Origin of the sequence: Edaphovirga cremea (assembly GCF_003332275.1) — a bacterium.
GTDB lineage: Bacteria > Pseudomonadota > Gammaproteobacteria > Enterobacterales > Enterobacteriaceae > Edaphovirga > Edaphovirga cremea.
Genome location: NZ_QOVA01000039.1, coordinates 1 through 16898, shown reverse-complemented (window position 1 = coordinate 16898; position 16898 = coordinate 1). Strand labels below are relative to the sequence as shown.

Below are 16898 nucleotides of genomic sequence, written 5' to 3'. Positions count from 1 at the left end.
CGCCAGCAGGAACACGAGAATTATTTCATTCTTTGAATGGTGAAGGTAAAGAATACAAAGCCGGTTCAATTCTGCTTTTGGTTGACCCTGATAAGCAGGACAGTGAACAGATCGCCCACATGCAGGCCGCAAAATCGCGTGTTGACGCTGCATTAGCGCCACTCTCACACCAGCAAGCCAACTTTCTGCACAAGCACAAAGACACCATTGAGATGTTCGCCGCTGCTGCCAGCACTGCAAGCGATACTTACGGGTATTCAGGGCAGGTAACCGAAGCTGCAAAGGGATATTTCGAGAAGGTCGAAAAAATCCTTGTCGAGATCGAGAAGACATACAAAAACCAGTACATCACCAGCGGCACTCTAATCGGTGAGCAGTTTTTCGTTGAACGTCGTCGCTTATTTGGTCAACTCGATAGCGTCCTGAAAATGTTCATGAGACATCGCTTCATGTTCAACGAATACGCCAGCCTCAAAAACGCGCTTGGGCTTTCAAGCAGTTCAATAACCCATCGCTGGAACGAAACAGGTGTTAGCGATATCGAAGGTTACGCAACGCACATCGAAAAACTGGCTAAGTACGTGAAGCTGATGGAAACCGCAGGCAAGATCGGCCTTGGCCTGTCTGCTCTTGATACCGCAGCGAAGATCACTGAAGCCTGCACCGTGGGTCGGGATTGTGCGAAAACCTCGTTTACTTCAATTGGTGAGTTTTCCGGTAGCTTAATCGGCGTTAGAGTCGCCAGTAAAATTCTGGCGGGGAGCGCTGCTGATACTGTTTGTGCCGTCGTTTTAGGTGCAGCAACTTTTGAAGCTGGTGGCGCTGGTGCGCTTCTCTGCACAATCGGAGTTGCTGGAGGGATCTCATATGGGACCGATAAAACATTCAGCTCAACTATGGGGGCTGCTGGTGAGTTTATCGGTGAGAAATTAGGCTTTTACGAGACCACAAGTGATGATTGACTTAAAAGATGCGGTAATAATCACCAGTCTCGCTGCGATGCTATTAGGCATTGCAAGCCTAATATTGTCTTTCTTCAATCGAAAGAAATTCCGAGAAATCTGCGAATTGTATAAGGAGAAATTCGGCAGTTTACCTGAGATGGTGCAGATCTTTGATAACGTGAATACTCTCTATGTGAACTTTGCCTATAGTGTAAAAATGCAGTTTATTTTCAAGCCGTTACTTTGGAATAAAAGTTCTCACTTCACGAAAAATGACGACAAAGATTTCATGCGAGGATTACCGAAACGGCTGATCGGCCCATTTTATATAGAGCTATATCTTGCGGCCGCCAGTCTGGCATTCTTCATAACCGCCGGAATTTTAGTATTCGCCATAAAACATGGTGGAAGATAACCCACCACTTACGTAATACATAACTGAATGCCGCTAAGAAAAATTATCCTTTTTAGCGGCATTTAACGTTTTCCAAAGAAATCCTTACCAGTAAGCTCCGAAAGTCCAAGCGCCGACACGATACTCCGCTGTGCTGCAAAATAAGGATCAATGCTGGATACCCTGCCTCCGTTCCATTCATCGCCTTAGCGAATATCTACCTATCTTGCGATAGAGATCATCAACATTCTGACCGTCTGGCTCTGTACGGTAGTGCCATTTGCTTGGCGCTGGCTCGACCATCGAATGTAAGAGTAAAGGCGGGGTGTATGAGGCTGGCGCTCATACTTCAGGCAAACTTTGTGCTGTAAATCAGCAAATTGCTGTAAGTTTGGCTAAACAGGCAAAATGATGCAGAAGTGTGTTGACGCTGGACGCACTTTTCCCTACATTAGCGTCCGTCAACGCTACTTGGTAACGGTGACAATAATTTGGAGAGGTGTCTGAGCGGTTGAAGGAGCACGCCTGGAAAGTGTGTATACGCGTAAGCGTATCGAGGGTTCGAACCCCTCTCTCTCCGCCAAATTAGAGCGAAAGCCCTGGACGAAAGTCCGGGGCTTTTTGCTTTTGGTGAGCAAAAAATACCCCGGGTTAGGCGTCGAACTAATAGCCGCAAAAATGGCCGAAATCGTGCCCGTCATCAGGGGACATGCACGTTAATCCGACGAGGTGTATGATTATCGAACAAAGCGGACGAGGCGTGACCAGACAGGGGTAAAGCGATAAATTATTCTTGACCCAATGAGCGACTCTCCCTATAGTAGCGCCCCGTTGCACCGCACTGCGGACAACGGAAAATTTGGAGAGGTGTCTGAGCGGTTGAAGGAGCACGCCTGGAAAGTGTGTATACGCGTAAGCGTATCGAGGGTTCGAACCCCTCTCTCTCCGCCAAATTTGAGTGAAAGCCCTGGACGAAAGTCCGGGGCTTTTTCTTTTGCCTTCAAAGCACTATTTACATCTAAAACAACATTTGCCTCCAAAACAACATCTGTATCCAAAACAACATCCAGCACCGACTCAGTCCACGTGCTGCTTTTCCATCCCCTTGCTGGATATCACCCTGTTTTTACCCTGCCGTTTTGCCCGGTACAGCGCCTCATCGGCGGCGGCCAACGCTTTTTTCATCTCCATACCGGGAGAATAAATTGAGACGCCAATTGAGACCGTAACCGCCAACGTCGCACTTCCTTCCAGCGGCACACGGGTTTCAGCCACCACGCTACGCAGTCGCTCCGCCATCGCCAGGATCGTCGATGCATTATCGCTGGCGGTGACAACCAGAAACTCCTCGCCGCCATAACGCCCGGCAAAATCCTCTCCACGAATATTTTCATTCAGTATGCCGCCAATGGCGGTCAGTAACCTGTCGCCAATCAGATGCCCATAGGTATCGTTCACTTTCTTGAAATTATCGATATCCAGAATCAGCAGTCCGCATGCCCGGTGGTTGGCATGCAATATCGCCAGCTTATAGTCGATACTGGCCCGGTTATTTATTTGCGTCAGGCTGTCGATAGTGGCCCGTTTGCGCATCGAAAAATAGGCATGGATATGGCGTTCTTTGAAATTCAGCGCATGAAAACAGATCGCCACACAAATAATGGTGACCAGTTGGTAAAAAATAATCGCCCACCAGGAAACTTGCAGATCGCTTTGACTCAAAAGTAACAACATACGGTAGATGGCGATAGTAATGATGGTTGAGTAAAACACTCTATTGGTTTTGTGCAGCCAGACGCGTCCCATAAACAATGGAATCATGATTGTGGCGATGAAAAAATTATTGAGCGTGAAAGGATCCGAGAGGAAAAAATTCACGGCATAGCAGGTGATGCCACTGATCCAGCCACCATAAAATGTTGCCAGAATCATGGGGATCATTTCGAAACTGAAAAAAATATCATCGGTCAGAGTGAGTCGATCATAATTCAGGAACAGCACGGCAAAACCCGCAATCAAACCAAAGGCGATACGTTTCCACACTTCACAATGATAAGAAAAAGGCGTGTTTTTACTCAGGGCAAAGTAGCTGAGCGATAGCGTGCCATAAGTGACGCAGACGTCCCCATACAGGGTCATCAAAGGGGTAATAGAGAGCATTCAGGGTCAGATACCTTATATAGCATCGAGAGCGCACTTACTCCACAGATAACAACAATATAGATGATTGTCAGTTGGCCAGGTGGCTCACACAAAAATAATCTTGCCGTTATCGTTACCGCGTCACTCCCCACAAAATGAGGGTTATATGCATCAGAACTGCCCTGCCGCGTCTGAAGGCTGAAATGCGGTATATTGCTCTTTTGATTGGCTGATAAAGCCTGATTTCTGCCCTTGTATGGCAATGATACATTATTGATTTATTCATTTTTTAAAATTGTCATCACAATTTGATATACATCTAGATTTCATGCGGGCTGAGGGCGTATCGTTGTTTGCTTCAGTTCGCGACGGGCTTTCCAGTCCCGCCATCTTGAGTGTTTTACAGCTTTGGTTTACCGCTTACATGAAAAAGCATGAAATTAACGGCATTCGTTTGTTCAGTGCACTGACTGACGCGTGTTGGCGCGAAAAATATACCTCTCAACGCTTTATCAAAGACATTATTGCCGGTATTACCGTCGGGATTATCGCCATTCCGCTGGCGATGGCGCTGGCAATAGGCAGCGGGGTTCCACCGCAATATGGTCTCTATACTTCGGCAGTCGCCGGGATTGTGATTGCCCTCAGCGGGGGATCCCGATTCAGTGTTTCGGGGCCGACCGCCGCCTTCGTGGTGATCCTCTACCCGGTATCACAACAATTCGGGCTTTCTGGTTTGCTGATAGCGACGATGATGTCGGGTGTATTTCTCGTCTGTATGGGAATGGCACGCTTTGGCCGTCTGATTGAATATATCCCGCTCTCAGTGACGCTCGGCTTCACGTCCGGTATTGCTATCACTATCGCCACCATGCAGGTCAAAGATCTGTTTGGTTTGGCAATGACGGAGGTGCCAGAAAATTACATCGGCAAGGTGCTGGCTCTGGCGCAGGCGATGCCGACGCTCGATTATGGCGATACGTTGATAGCCATCGTCACCCTGGTTGTGCTGATTTGGTGGCCCAAGCTGGGATTGCGTGTTCCGGGGCATCTGCCTGCACTGCTTGCCGGTTCGCTGGTGATGGTAATTCTGGCAACGTTTGACCATCAGGTTGCCACGATCGGATCGCGTTTCAGCTATTTACTGGCCGATGGCACCCAGGGCGCAGGCATACCGCCGATTTTGCCGCAATTTCTCCTGCCGTGGAATTTACCGGCTGCGGACGGCACAACGCCTGATCTGAGCTGGAACATGCTATCCGCGCTGCTTCCTGCGGCATTTTCCATGGCGATGCTGGGTGCGATTGAATCCCTGCTCTGCGCCGTGGTGCTGGACGGTATGACCGGTAAAAAACACCATTCGAATAATGAGTTGGTCGGTCAGGGGCTGGGCAACATTGTTGCGCCATTCTTTGGAGGCATCACCGCAACGGCTGCCATTGCCCGTTCCGCCGCCAACGTGCGTGCTGGCGCAACCTCTCCCGTCTCGGCGGTCGTGCATTCGCTTCTGGTGATTTTGGCATTACTGGTGCTCGCGCCGTGGCTCTCATACCTGCCGCTGGCGGCGATGGCCTCGCTGTTGTTGATTGTGGCGTGGAACATGAGTGAGGGGCACAAAGTCGTTTATCTTCTGCGTCGCGCGCCAAAAGACGACATCATCGTTATGCTGCTGTGTATGAGTTTGACGGTGCTGTTCGATATGGTGATCGCGATTACGATCGGGATTGTGCTGGCATCACTGTTGTTTATGCGTCGTATTGCGCGTATGACCCGTCTGAGTGAGTTGCATGTCGGACAAGCAGAAAATATGCTGGTAATGCGGGTGAATGGTCCACTGTTCTTCGCGGCAGCGGAACGGTTGTTCACTGAACTGATGGAAAGCAGTGAGGATTACCCCACCATCATTCTGCAATGGGATGCCGTGCCGGTGCTGGATGCGGGGGGATTGAATGCCTTCCTGCGCTTTATCGATCTTCTGCCAACAGGCAAACACCTGGTGATTACCGATATTCCCTTCCAGCCGCTGAAGACGCTGGCGCGCGCCCGGGTCAAGCCGATCAACGGCAGACTCAGCTTCTTTCATACGCTGCCAGAAGCGATAAAATCCCTGCGCGACTGAGTTCTCTCAGCCCCTGAAGGATAGCCAACAAAAAGGCGGGACTCTACAATCCCGCCTTTTTTGCCTTAACGGCGTCCCACATCCCGGACATTCACTTTATTGAACGCCCTGCGGGATTGATTACTTGCTGGTATCCAATGCCGGGAAGCTCTTCACCAGATCGTCAATCGCTTTCATCTGCACCAGGAAAGGTTCGAGTTTATCGAGTGGCAATGCAGAAGGACCATCGCATCTTGCGTGATCCGGATCCGGATGCGCCTCAATGAACAGGCCAGCCAACCCAACCGCCATCCCCGCACGGGCCAATTCGGCAACCTGCGCACGACGACCACCGGAAGCAGCACCAAACGGGTCGCGGCACTGCAACGCATGGGTCACATCGAAAATCACCGGATGGCCGCCCGTCGCCTGCACCATGACATTGATACCCAGCATATCGACAACCAGATTGTCATAACCGAAGTTGCTGCCGCGATCGCAGAGAATAACCTGATCGTTGCCGCCTTCTTTGAATTTATCAACGATATTGCCCATTTGCCCGGGGCTGACGAATTGCGGTTTCTTGACGTTAATGACTGCGCCCGTCTTGGCCATGGCCTCAACCAGATCGGTCTGACGCGCCAGAAACGCTGGCAACTGGATGACATCAACCACTTCTGAAACAGGTTGCGCCTGAGAGGCTTCATGTACGTCGGTGATCACTTTCACACCAAACGTCTGCTTCAGTTCCTGGAAAATTTTCATTCCCTCTTCCAGGCCAGGGCCACGGTAAGAGTGAATCGAGGAGCGGTTGGCTTTGTCAAAAGAGGCTTTGAATACGTAAGGGATGCCCAGTTTTTGCGTCACGGTTACGTAGTGTTCGCAGATGCGCATCGCCAGATCGCGCGACTCCAGGACATTCATTCCACCGAACAGAACAAACGGCAGGTCGTTTGCTACCTTGATGTCACCTATGCTAACCACTTTCTGTTTCATGCTTTCGCCTTTATTGATAGTAAATGGTAAATCGGAATAAGGGTGTGCAGCCATGCAACTAGTGCAGCGTGATGCGCTTATGTTCAATCGAGTGAATCTGCAGCTTAATCACTTCGGAAATGGGATCTTCCGGGCATTGCTCAACAAAATAGCTCAAATCCGAAACGGCAATATGCGCGCAGTCCAACTGCGCATAGATCAGACCCCGGTCGCGGATCTCGTAGGGATCGTCGGGATCGAACTCCAGTACCGCTTCGCTGGCGCGTAAGGCCAGTTCCATCTGTTTCTCTTCCATCAGTGCCGCTTTCAGGGTATCGAGCATCTTGCGCACGACCAGCGTGTTTTCGGACTCTTCGAGATCTTCATCTTCCAGCACAATTCCCGGCCCCAGATTGCCTTTCAGCCACACTTCAAGGATGTGCTCACTCAACGTTTCGCCATTGAGCGGGTTCACCAGCCACATCTCTTCATCGAGCCAGTCTGCCCGTAAAATCAGTTGGGTAGGGAAAATCACCGGCATCAGAGGTAAATTCAGTTTGTGGGCAATATGCAGGAAAATCACGCCAAGCGACACCGGCGTCCCCTGGCGGGCAGCCAGAACCTTATCCAGCCAAATCGCATCTGACAGACGATAAACGCCCCCGGCACCACCAAAACCCCAGGTGCGGAAGAAAAGCACGATCAACGCTTCAAGTTGCCGATCCTGGTCAAGTTCTTCCTGCACAACACTGCGCGCTTCCTCAACGAGTGCCTGTAACTGTTTCTCAACCAGTTCGCCCGGAAAATCACGACGAATAGCCTGGGAGACCAGTATGACGCCCGCGCTCAACGGCGAAGAATTGAATTCGAAATCAGCAATACTACTCATAATTATCCTATCAGCAGCGGCAACTTGGTCATCGCTACCTTAACGATCAGGTAAAAACATGCCACCGCCAGTATAAAGGCTATCCAACGGACTTTCTGGCTGCGTGGCTTTTTGCTCAGGGCAACAAATCCCAACAAGATATAGAGAATAACCCCCAGCAGTTTTTCTGTCATCCAACTCCCTTGCGGGGTGAATGGATAAAGACGAGTCATCACCATCAACACGATGCCACTGACCATCAGTATTGTATCATTCAGATGGGGTAAAATTTTCACCCAGCGCTTTTGCAACATCACCGAGCCGCTGTATTTCCAGTAAAATCGCAGGATAAAAAGTGAAATACTGACCACTACCGTGAGAATATGAAGATCTAACGTCAAGAAAAATGCCGACATTCCGCTACCCCTTTCTGATTTATTGCCACTGGCCGAGCGTTATCCGCTCATTACCACCGTAATCCTTCACTGTTTCCACGCTGCTGAACCCACGCGCCAAAAGCGCTTGCCTAACCTGCGCGGCCTGTTGCCAGCCGTGTTCCAACAATAGCCAGCCGCCACCAAGCAAATGATGCGGGCTTTTGTCGATAATATGATGCAGATCGGCCATTCCCTCTTGCGCCGCCACCAGCGCACTGGCCGGTTCATAACGCACATCACCCTGCTGCAAATGCGGGTCAGCAGAATCGATATAAGGAGGATTACTGGCAATGAGGGTAAATTGCTGATCGGCCAGCGTTGAAAACCAACTGCCCTGAATGAATCTTGCGTTGGGAATCGACAACTTCTGTGCGTTGTGGCTCGCCAATTCAACCGCCTGCGGATTGAAATCCACCCCGATGACCTGACAATCCGGGCGTTCGCTGGCTATTGCCAGAGCAATGGCCCCTGTACCTGTCCCCAAATCGAGAATCGCGCCCGGCGACGGCGGCAGGCGCAAAAGCGCCTGTTCGACCAGGCACTCGGTGTCGGGACGGGGAATCAGCGTGGCCGGTGACACGGACAGCGGCAGGGACCAGAACTCCCGCTCCCCCACCAGATATGCGACAGGTTCGCCCTGCTCCCGCCTGCCCAGCAAAACCTCAAGCTGCGCCAACTGTTCAGGCAGCAGTAACGTTTCACCAAACGCCAGCAGAAAAGTACGGGGTTTTCCCGTGACAAACCCGAGCAGGATTTCCGCATCGCGTTTGCCACTTTCGCTCTGTGCCAGTCGAGGAATCGCCCTCGCCAACCATCGCTGATAGTCCATTACTCTTGCTCGGAGAGAGCGGAGAGCTGATCGGCCTGATACTCCTGCACAATCGGCTGAATCAGCATATCCAGCTTGCCCTCCATCACTTCATCCAGACGATAGAGCGTCAGGTTGATGCGGTGATCGGTCACGCGCCCCTGCGGGAAATTATACGTGCGGTTGCGATCGGAACGATCGCCGGTGCCCAGCAGATTACGTCGGGTTGACGCTTCAGCCTGATGGCGCTTGGCCATTTCCGCTGCACGGATACGCGCGCCCAATACGGACATCGCCTTGGCCTTGTTTTTGTGCTGGGAACGTTCGTCCTGGCACTCAACAACAATACCGGTTGGCAAGTGGGTAATACGAATCGCCGAGTCGGTGGTGTTAACGTGCTGACCACCCGCACCGGAAGAGCGGAACGTGTCAATGCGCAGATCGCCTGCATTGATCTCCGGCATTTCTGCCTCTGGCACTTCAGGCATCACCGCAACGGTGCAGGCCGAAGTATGGATACGACCCTGCGATTCGGTTTCCGGCACGCGCTGCACGCGGTGTCCGCCCGACTCGAACTTCAGTTGACCGTAAACGCCTTCACCGGACACTTTGGCAATCACTTCTTTATAGCCGCCATGCTCACCGTCATTAAAACTGACGATCTCAACGCGCCAGCGGCGGGCTTCGGCATAACGGCTGTACATACGGAACATGTCACCCGCAAAAATCGCGGCTTCATCTCCGCCGGTTCCGGCACGGATTTCAAGGAAACACCCACGCTCATCATCCGGATCTTTCGGCAGCAGCAACACCTGCAATTGTTGTTCGAGTTCTTCCAGCGTTGCTTTGGCGTCTTTGATCTCTTCCTGCGCCATATCGCGCATTTCCGGATCATCAAGCATCATCTCTGCAGTTTGCAGGTCGTCCTGCACCTGACGCCAGTTCTGAAAACAGCGGGTAACATCGGTGAGCTGCGAGTATTCGCGTGACAGACCGCGAAAACGATCCTGATCGGCAATCACGCTGGCATCGCCGAGCATGGCCTGAACTTCTTCATGGCGCTCTTGTAACGCTTCCAGTTTGGCAACAATAGAAGGCTTCATGCGTGGTTATAAACCCTGTAATTAAAGAGAACTAATGCTGATCCAGCCCAAGGCTGTCGCGTAAAATTTGCAGGCGTTGCACATCGCCATCGCTGGCGGCCTGCTGAAGGGATTTGGTTGGGGCATGAATAAGACGGTTGGTCAGTTTGTGAGCCAATTTATGAATGACTGTCTCGACATCCGCCCCTTGCTGAATGGCGGCTATGGCTTCCGCTTCCATCTCTGCGCGGATAGCGTCAGCCTGGGAGCGGTAATCACGGATGGTCTCTACGGCACCCTGCGAACGCAGCCAGGCCATAAAGTTGGTGCTTTCCTGCACGACGATAGACTCAGCCTGAACCGCGGCCGCTTTACGCTGGGCAAGATTTTTTTGGATAATGCTGTGCAAATCATCAACGCTATAGAGATAGGCGTTCGATAATTTACCGACTTCCGGCTCGATATCGCGCGGAACGGCAATGTCAATCAACAGCATAGGCTGGTTACGGCGGGTTTTCAGCGCCCTTTCCACCATGCCTTTACCGATAATCGGCAGCGGACTGGCCGTGGAACTGATAATGATATCGGCATCGGCCAGGCGTTCATCAATTTCTGGCAGGGTGATGACTTCGGCACCCACTTCGTCAGCCAAAACCTGCGCCCGCTCACGGGTGCGGTTGGCGATAATCATGTGCCGCACCTGATGCTCGCGCAAATGACGGGCCACCAGTTCGATGGTTTCACCAGCACCCACCAGCATGACATTCAGTTCTGACAGCGATTCAAAAATTTGACGTGCCAGCGTACAGGCCGCAAAGGCCACTGACACCGCACTGGCACCGATATCGGTTTCAGTTCGCACGCGTTTGGCGACGGAGAAAGACTTCTGGAATAGCCGTTCAAGCTCACCATCCAGAGAGCGGCCGCGCTGGGACTCAGCAAAGGCTTTTTTCACCTGCCCCAGAATCTGCGGTTCCCCAAGCACCAGAGAATCCAGTCCACTGGCGACGCGCATCAAATGGCTGACGGCCTCATTATCATGATGCCAATAGATGCTTTTGCTCACCTCTTCCGGACTCAAGTGGTGGTAATCACAAAGCCAGGTCACCAGTTGGTCGTGAATATTTCCACGCTGTTCCACACTAAGATAAAGTTCCGTGCGATTACAGGTAGATAATACGACGCCGCCCTGCACCAGCGGTTGCTGGAGCAAGCTATTGAGCGCCTGTTCTAGCGTCTCTGGTGAAAATGTTACCCGTTCACGCAGAGACACTGGGGCGGTTTTGTGATTTATACCTAAAGCAAGCAGGGTCATGAGGACGGCTATCGAATAATACTTGTCTTAATAAGGGTTCTTGTCTGAGCCGCATTCTACAAGATGCGAGGGATCAATAAAAGCAACACCGCATTATCCACCCATTATCTTACCCGTCTAATTTCGTGCACAAACCTGGCACGAAGAATATTGACGATCGCAGGCATGACCCTGGCATGAACAGCTTATGATAGAATTGATGCACCAAACCTGTGAGGACGTGTTTACTTATTATGCTTATGCAAAAGGATCAGCTCATACGCAAGGGCCGCTTTGTCCGTCTGCTCCCTCTGGCCAGCCTGGTATTAACGGCTTGTACGATTACAGCACCCCAAGGCCCGGCGACGTCACCAACCTCCCCGCTATGGCGTGAACATCAACAACAGGTAGAGAAACTGACCCAGTATCAAACCCGCGGATCTTTTGCCTATTTATCTGATAAACAAAAAGTTTATGCGCGCTTTTTCTGGCAGCAATACTCCCCCGACAGTTATCGCCTGTTGTTGACCAATCCGCTTGGCAGCACTGAAATGGAGCTGAAAGTACAAAAAGGCGTGGTGCAGTTAACCAATAACCAAGGCAAACGTTACGTCAGCGATAATGCCGAAGAGATGGTGCAAAAACTGACGGGTATGGCCATTCCGCTGGATAACCTGCGTAAATGGATGTTGGGCCTGCCAGGCGATGCGAGTGATTTTACCCTCGACAGCCAATATCGACTGAAGCAGGTCAACTACTCGCAAAACGGCCTTAACTGGAAAGTCAGCTATCAAAGTTACAGTGATGAAGTGACGCCGTCACTTCCGGAAAGCCTGGAACTGACCCAGGGTGGTCAGCGCATCAAATTGAAAATGAACAGTTGGACGTTGAACTGATATGACCCGACTTTGGCCCTGCCCGGCAAAACTCAATCTTTTCCTCTATATCACTGGCCAGCGTGCAGACGGGTATCACCTGTTGCAAACGCTTTTCCAGTTTCTTGATTATGGCGATACGCTGAGCGTTACCCTGCGCGATGACCGGCAGATTCGTCTCTTGACGCCGGTCGAAGGCGTGGCGGACGACGATAATCTGATCGTTCGCGCAGCGCTCATGTTGCAGCGTTATTGTGATAAGCGGCAGATCCGTACCCTAACACGCGGTGCGGATCTGGCCATTGAGAAGATATTGCCGATGGGCGGCGGACTTGGTGGCGGCTCATCAAACGCCGCAAGCGTGCTGATCGCCCTGAATGAAATGTGGCAAAGTGGTTTGAGTGACGACATTCTTTGCGAAATGGGGTTATCATTGGGCGCCGATGTTCCGGTGTTTGTTGGTGGGCATGCTGCATTTGCGCAAGGGATTGGCGAAATTCTGCAACCCGTCGAGCCAGCGGAAAAATGGTATCTGGTTGCGCATCCCGGTGTCAGCATTCCTACGCCGGTTATTTTTTCTGACCCGGATTTAATCCGTAATACAGAAAAAAGGCCAATTGATGTGCTATTAAGCACATCTTACGCAAATGATTGCGAACCGATTGCAAGAAAACGTTTTCGTGAGGTTGAACAGGCTCTTTCATGGCTGTTAGAATACGCGCCGTCACGGCTGACTGGAACAGGTGCTTGTGTGTTTGCCGAATTCGACACCGAGTCCGTTGCCCGTCAGGTGTTAAATAAAGCCCCTGAGTGGTTGCGTGGGTTTGTGGCACGGGGCGTTAACGTCTCACCACTGCACCGCGTCCGCTCCGGGCAATTGAGTATGTCCGGCAAAGCATGTTGGTTTTAATGCATGTCGTGAGTAATGAATACAGTTAGTAACGAATGTAGTGAGTAACAAAGACAGTCAGTAATGCAAAGCTGAGGACTCAGCGGTAATCCACGTAAAGGGGTTGCACTGTCTCCGTTATTTTGCAGTATCTCATTTTTTTATACCCGTATGGATATTGCCCCAGCATCTCTCACCGCCCGGTGATGCTGAACGGTAATACCTTCTCTGGACGCAAGCCTGAGGTTCTTCTCGTGCCTGATATGAAGCTTTTTGCTGGTAACGCCACCCCGGAACTAGCACAACGTATTGCCAACCGTTTGTACACCAGCCTTGGTGACGCCGCTGTAGGTCGTTTTAGCGACGGCGAAGTGAGCGTGCAAATCAACGAAAATGTACGCGGTGGTGATATTTTCATCATCCAGTCCACCTGCGCACCAACCAACGATAACCTGATGGAGCTGGTTGTTATGGTTGATGCCCTGCGCCGCGCTTCCGCAGGCCGCATTACAGCCGTTATTCCTTATTTCGGTTACGCGCGTCAGGATCGTCGTGTACGTTCAGCCCGTGTTCCTATCACCGCCAAAGTCGTTGCTGATTTTCTCTCAAGCGTTGGGGTTGACCGTGTATTGACCGTGGATTTGCACGCTGAACAAATTCAGGGATTCTTTGATGTACCGGTAGATAACGTCTTCGGCAGCCCGATCCTGCTGGAAGATATGCTGCAGCAGAATCTGGTCAATCCCATTGTGGTCTCTCCGGACATTGGCGGCGTCGTTCGCGCACGTGCGATTGCCAAGCTGCTGAATGACACTGACATGGCGATTATTGACAAGCGTCGTCCACGCGCAAACGTTTCACAGGTGATGCATATCATCGGTGATGTCGCAGGCCGTGATTGTGTGCTGGTTGATGATATGATCGACACCGGTGGTACGCTGTGTAAAGCCGCTGAAGCGTTGAAAGAACGTGGCGCGAAGCGTGTTTTTGCCTATGCAACCCACCCGATCTTCTCCGGCAATGCCGTAGAAAACATCAAGCATTCTGTCATCGATGAAGTGATTGTTTGCGATACCATTCCTTTGTCTGCAGAAATCCGCGCACTGAAAAACGTCCGTACCCTGACGCTGTCAGGCATGCTGGCGGAAGCGATTCGTCGTATCAGTAACGAAGAATCCATCTCTGCAATGTTCGAACATTGATAGCGTAGATCCTGCGTAAGAAAAGCGATGGCTCTGCCGTCGCTTTTTTTTTGAGTTGTGCATCACCCATACAAAAATCCCGCAGCGTTGTGACCACGGGATTCTCAGCTATTCAGGTTTAATGCCAACGCTCAGGTATACTGGCGAACTATTAGGGGAATGTATTAATGGGAACGCGGGTTGCGGGTACAACGCTTGTCGAAGTGCCTGATCCACCAGTAACGATCCGCAACATTTTCGCGACCGCCAACACGCGCACCAACCAGCCAAAGCAGAGCCCCAACAAAAATGCTCATAATGGCACCGTGGGCAAAAAATTCTGGTAAATTGAGTTCGGGTAATTGTGTCAGGATTGAGTATCCTACCCCCACAACCATAGTGACTAAACCCACGCCCATCAGCACATTGCCTAATAAGGTTGCGCTTTTACGTTTCATATGTCACCTCCATTTTATTACCAGAACGGGAATGTGATTATTCATCCGTTCTAATAGTCTAAATTATAGGCAGACTAAAAATAAGGGTTTGCGCATGAGATCACAGATGAGTAAATAAGTTTGACAAATCTTTACTTTAAAAGCGTTTTCCCTTCAAAAAGCGAATTGTTCAGGATGGGTATTATTCACTTTTTTAACTATATCTCCACAATTGATAAACTGCACTTTGTTATTATTTGCCAGCGCAGGTAAACTAAGCGGCTTTCCGTAAATAGATTTAAGCGAATATTCCGTGAGCAGCATAAAATTAATTGTTGGCCTCGCCAATCCCGGCGCTGAATATGCCCAGACTCGCCACAATGCGGGGGCTTGGTACGTCGACTCACTGGCTCGACAGCACAATCTTTCGTTGAAAGAAGAGAGTAAATTCTTCGGCTATACCGCCCGGATGACGCTGGCGGGTCAGGATGTGCGCCTGCTCGTTCCTACTACGTTTATGAATCTGAGTGGCAAATCCGTCCTGGCGATGGCGACTTTTTACCGCATTGAGCCCGATGAAATACTGGTTGCCCATGATGAATTGGATATTCCGCCCGGTTCAGCGAAAATTAAACGCGGGGGGGGTAATGGCGGCCATAATGGGTTGAAAGACATCCAGAATCGCCTGGGTAACAACCCCAACTTCTACCGTATGCGGATTGGTATCGGCCATCCCGGTGACAAGAATAAAGTGGTGGGATTCGTTTTGGGAAAACCACCCGCCACTGAACAGAAGCTGATTGATGATGCCATTGATGAAGCGATTCGCTGCACCGATATCCTGATGAAAGAAGATCTCAATAAAGCCGTCCAGCGCCTGCATGGATTCAAGGCCCAGCTGTAAACACGCAATAAATACGCAATCCGTTGAATTTAGTGGGGATCCCTTCCCCGCTCGCTTAGTCCATAAACGCCGCGACTGTCCCGTCAATACGCCATCCACACGTTAACTCTTTGTATCTTGCGTCTTGCGACCTGCGTTTTGACCGCGCGTTTGAGGTCATTTCTCCCCACGGCAAACGCTGGAGAAAACTGTGGATCGAGATAAAACGGCATTACGTGTATAATAACGGAAAATTTTGTCAGCAAATTAACGCAACGCTGGTCAGGCGTTAATTTTTAAACTCTTTAAGGTGATATAAAACATGGGATTCAAATGCGGTATCGTAGGTCTGCCTAACGTCGGTAAATCTACCCTGTTCAACGCGTTGACTAAAGCGGGTATTGAAGCAGCAAACTTCCCGTTCTGCACTATCGAACCTAACACGGGTGTGGTCCCCATGCCAGATCCGCGTCTGGACAAGCTGGCAGAAATTGTTAAACCCCAGCGTATCCTGCCAACAACCATGGAGTTCGTGGATATTGCCGGTCTGGTCAAAGGCGCGTCCAAGGGCGAAGGTCTGGGCAACCAATTCCTGACCAACATCCGTGAAACCGAAGCAATCGGCCACGTTGTGCGTTGTTTTGAGAATGACAATATCATTCACGTCGCAGGTAAAGTTGACCCAGCCGACGATATCGACGTTATCAATACCGAACTGGCGTTGTCCGATCTGGAAACCTGTGAGCGTGCTATCCATCGCGTACAGAAGAAAGCCAAAGGCGGCGATAAAGACGCAAAAGCTGAACTGGCTGCGCTGGAAAAATGTCTGCCACAGTTGGAAAACGCCGGGATGCTGCGTTCGCTGGATCTGACCGATGAAGACAGAGCGGCAATCCGCTACCTGAGCTTCCTTACGCTCAAGCCAACCATGTATATTGCCAACGTTAACGAAGACGGTTACGAGAACAATCCGTATCTGGATAAAGTTCGCGCTATCGCAGAAAGTGAAGGTTCTGTAGTGGTTGCAGTTTGCGCCGCCGTTGAGTCAGATATCGCGGAGCTTGATGACGAAGATCGCGCCGAATTCATGGCTGAATTGGGTCTGGAAGAGCCGGGCCTGAACCGCGTTATTCGCGCCGGTTATGAACTGTTGAACCTGCAAACCTATTTCACTGCGGGTGTGAAAGAAGTCCGCGCCTGGACCATCCCTGTCGGTGCCACAGCGCCACAAGCGGCTGGCAAGATCCACACCGATTTCGAGAAAGGTTTTATCCGCGCCCAGACCATCGCCTATGAAGATTTCATCACTTACAAGGGTGAACAAGGCGCGAAGGAAGCCGGTAAGATGCGCGCAGAAGGTAAGGATTACATCGTAAAAGATGGCGACGTGATGAATTTCCTGTTTAACGTCTAATTTTGCTCGGTGCATGACATCTCTCGATGACTCATGAATACGAAAAATACAATAAATATCCTCCGGCATAGCCGGAGGTTTTTCATATGCGCCTATAAGGCTCTCTTGCCAGCCGCGCCCTAACAGGCGCATCGCGATCTGACATTTGCATCTATGGATTACTTACGGCCCGTAAAC

16 protein-coding genes and 2 tRNA genes are annotated in these 16898 nt (G+C 50.9%); 10 read left to right on the top strand and 8 right to left on the bottom strand.

The annotated features are described in order from the left end of the window. The 4 genes from DRI82_RS22940 to DRI82_RS22925 all read left to right on the top strand — a co-directional run. Positions 1 to 962, top strand: a 962-nt coding sequence (locus DRI82_RS22940) for a PAAR domain-containing protein (protein ID WP_114196209.1), incomplete at its 5' end; no start/stop codon positions are given. Further along, positions 955 to 1359 (top strand): hypothetical protein, encoded by a 405-nt coding sequence (locus DRI82_RS22935; RefSeq protein ID WP_114196205.1) that lies wholly within the window; start codon positions 955 to 957, stop codon positions 1357 to 1359. The genes DRI82_RS22940 and DRI82_RS22935, both read left to right, overlap by 8 nt. Before the next feature lie 472 nt (positions 1360 to 1831). Then, positions 1832 to 1921: transfer RNA gene (locus DRI82_RS22930), tRNA-Ser, on the top strand. Positions 1922 to 2199: 278 nt separating this feature from the next. Then, positions 2200 to 2289, top strand: a tRNA-Ser gene (locus tag DRI82_RS22925). A gap of 126 nt (positions 2290 to 2415) precedes the next feature. Here DRI82_RS22925 and DRI82_RS22920 read toward each other — a convergent pair. Continuing rightward, positions 2416 to 3498 (bottom strand): GGDEF domain-containing protein, encoded by a 1083-nt coding sequence (locus DRI82_RS22920; RefSeq protein WP_114196204.1) that lies wholly within the window; start codon positions 3496 to 3498, stop codon positions 2416 to 2418. 406 nt (positions 3499 to 3904) lie between these two features. Between DRI82_RS22920 and dauA the strand changes: the two genes are divergently transcribed. After that, positions 3905 to 5599: a C4-dicarboxylic acid transporter DauA gene (gene dauA / locus DRI82_RS22915; protein ID WP_114196208.1), complete on the top strand. Its 1695-nt coding sequence runs from the start codon at positions 3905 to 3907 to the stop codon at positions 5597 to 5599. A 120-nt stretch (positions 5600 to 5719) separates the two neighbouring features. Here the strand turns inward: dauA and kdsA are convergent, their stop codons facing one another. The 6 genes from kdsA to hemA are packed head-to-tail and all read right to left on the bottom strand — an operon-like array spanning position 5720 to position 11063. Further along, positions 5720 to 6574: a 3-deoxy-8-phosphooctulonate synthase gene (kdsA, locus tag DRI82_RS22910; RefSeq protein ID WP_114196203.1), complete on the bottom strand. Its 855-nt coding sequence runs from the start codon at positions 6572 to 6574 to the stop codon at positions 5720 to 5722. Positions 6575 to 6632: 58 nt separating this feature from the next. After that, positions 6633 to 7442, bottom strand: a complete 810-nt coding sequence (gene sirB1 / locus DRI82_RS22905) for an invasion regulator SirB1 (RefSeq protein ID WP_114196202.1) — start codon at positions 7440 to 7442, stop codon at positions 6633 to 6635. A gap of 2 nt (positions 7443 to 7444) precedes the next feature. After that, a complete protein-coding gene (locus DRI82_RS22900) occupies positions 7445 to 7837 on the bottom strand; it encodes a SirB2 family protein (protein ID WP_114196201.1) in 393 nt (130 codons plus the stop codon). A 19-nt stretch (positions 7838 to 7856) separates the two neighbouring features. Continuing rightward, positions 7857 to 8687 carry a peptide chain release factor N(5)-glutamine methyltransferase gene (gene prmC, locus DRI82_RS22895; RefSeq protein WP_114196200.1) on the bottom strand — a complete coding sequence of 277 codons (831 nt, stop codon included), beginning with the start codon at positions 8685 to 8687 and terminating at the stop codon, positions 7857 to 7859. After that, a complete protein-coding gene (gene prfA, locus DRI82_RS22890) occupies positions 8687 to 9769 on the bottom strand; it encodes a peptide chain release factor 1 (protein WP_114196199.1) in 1083 nt (360 codons plus the stop codon). The genes prmC and prfA overlap by 1 nt, the downstream gene beginning before the upstream one ends. Before the next feature lie 31 nt (positions 9770 to 9800). Beyond that, positions 9801 to 11063, bottom strand: a complete 1263-nt coding sequence (hemA, locus tag DRI82_RS22885) for a glutamyl-tRNA reductase (RefSeq protein WP_114196198.1) — start codon at positions 11061 to 11063, stop codon at positions 9801 to 9803. A 239-nt stretch (positions 11064 to 11302) separates the two neighbouring features. Here hemA and lolB point away from each other — a divergent pair, with 239 nt between their 5' ends. The 3 genes from lolB to prs all read left to right on the top strand — a co-directional run bounded on the left by lolB (position 11303) and on the right by prs (position 14008). Continuing rightward, a complete protein-coding gene (gene lolB / locus DRI82_RS22880; RefSeq protein ID WP_114196207.1) occupies positions 11303 to 11938 on the top strand; it encodes a lipoprotein insertase outer membrane protein LolB in 636 nt (211 codons plus the stop codon). Between the two features lies 1 nt (position 11939). Then, a complete protein-coding gene (gene ispE / locus DRI82_RS22875) occupies positions 11940 to 12827 on the top strand; it encodes a 4-(cytidine 5'-diphospho)-2-C-methyl-D-erythritol kinase (protein ID WP_114196197.1) in 888 nt (295 codons plus the stop codon). A gap of 233 nt (positions 12828 to 13060) precedes the next feature. Then, complete coding sequence (gene prs, locus DRI82_RS22870; RefSeq protein WP_114196206.1) at positions 13061 to 14008, top strand: ribose-phosphate diphosphokinase; 948 nt, start codon at positions 13061 to 13063, stop codon at positions 14006 to 14008. A gap of 164 nt (positions 14009 to 14172) precedes the next feature. Here prs and ychH read toward each other — a convergent pair whose 3' ends face one another. Further along, complete coding sequence (gene ychH, locus DRI82_RS22865; protein WP_114196196.1) at positions 14173 to 14445, bottom strand: stress-induced protein YchH; 273 nt, start codon at positions 14443 to 14445, stop codon at positions 14173 to 14175. A gap of 292 nt (positions 14446 to 14737) precedes the next feature. Between ychH and pth the strand changes: the two genes are divergently transcribed. Together pth and ychF are read left to right on the top strand one after the other, a co-directional pair. Continuing rightward, complete coding sequence (pth, locus tag DRI82_RS22860; protein WP_114196195.1) at positions 14738 to 15328, top strand: aminoacyl-tRNA hydrolase; 591 nt, start codon at positions 14738 to 14740, stop codon at positions 15326 to 15328. A 301-nt stretch (positions 15329 to 15629) separates the two neighbouring features. Beyond that, positions 15630 to 16721, top strand: coding sequence for a redox-regulated ATPase YchF (gene ychF / locus DRI82_RS22855; RefSeq protein WP_114196194.1), 1092 nt, complete (start codon positions 15630 to 15632; stop codon positions 16719 to 16721). The last annotated feature ends 177 nt before the right edge of the window (positions 16722 to 16898 follow it).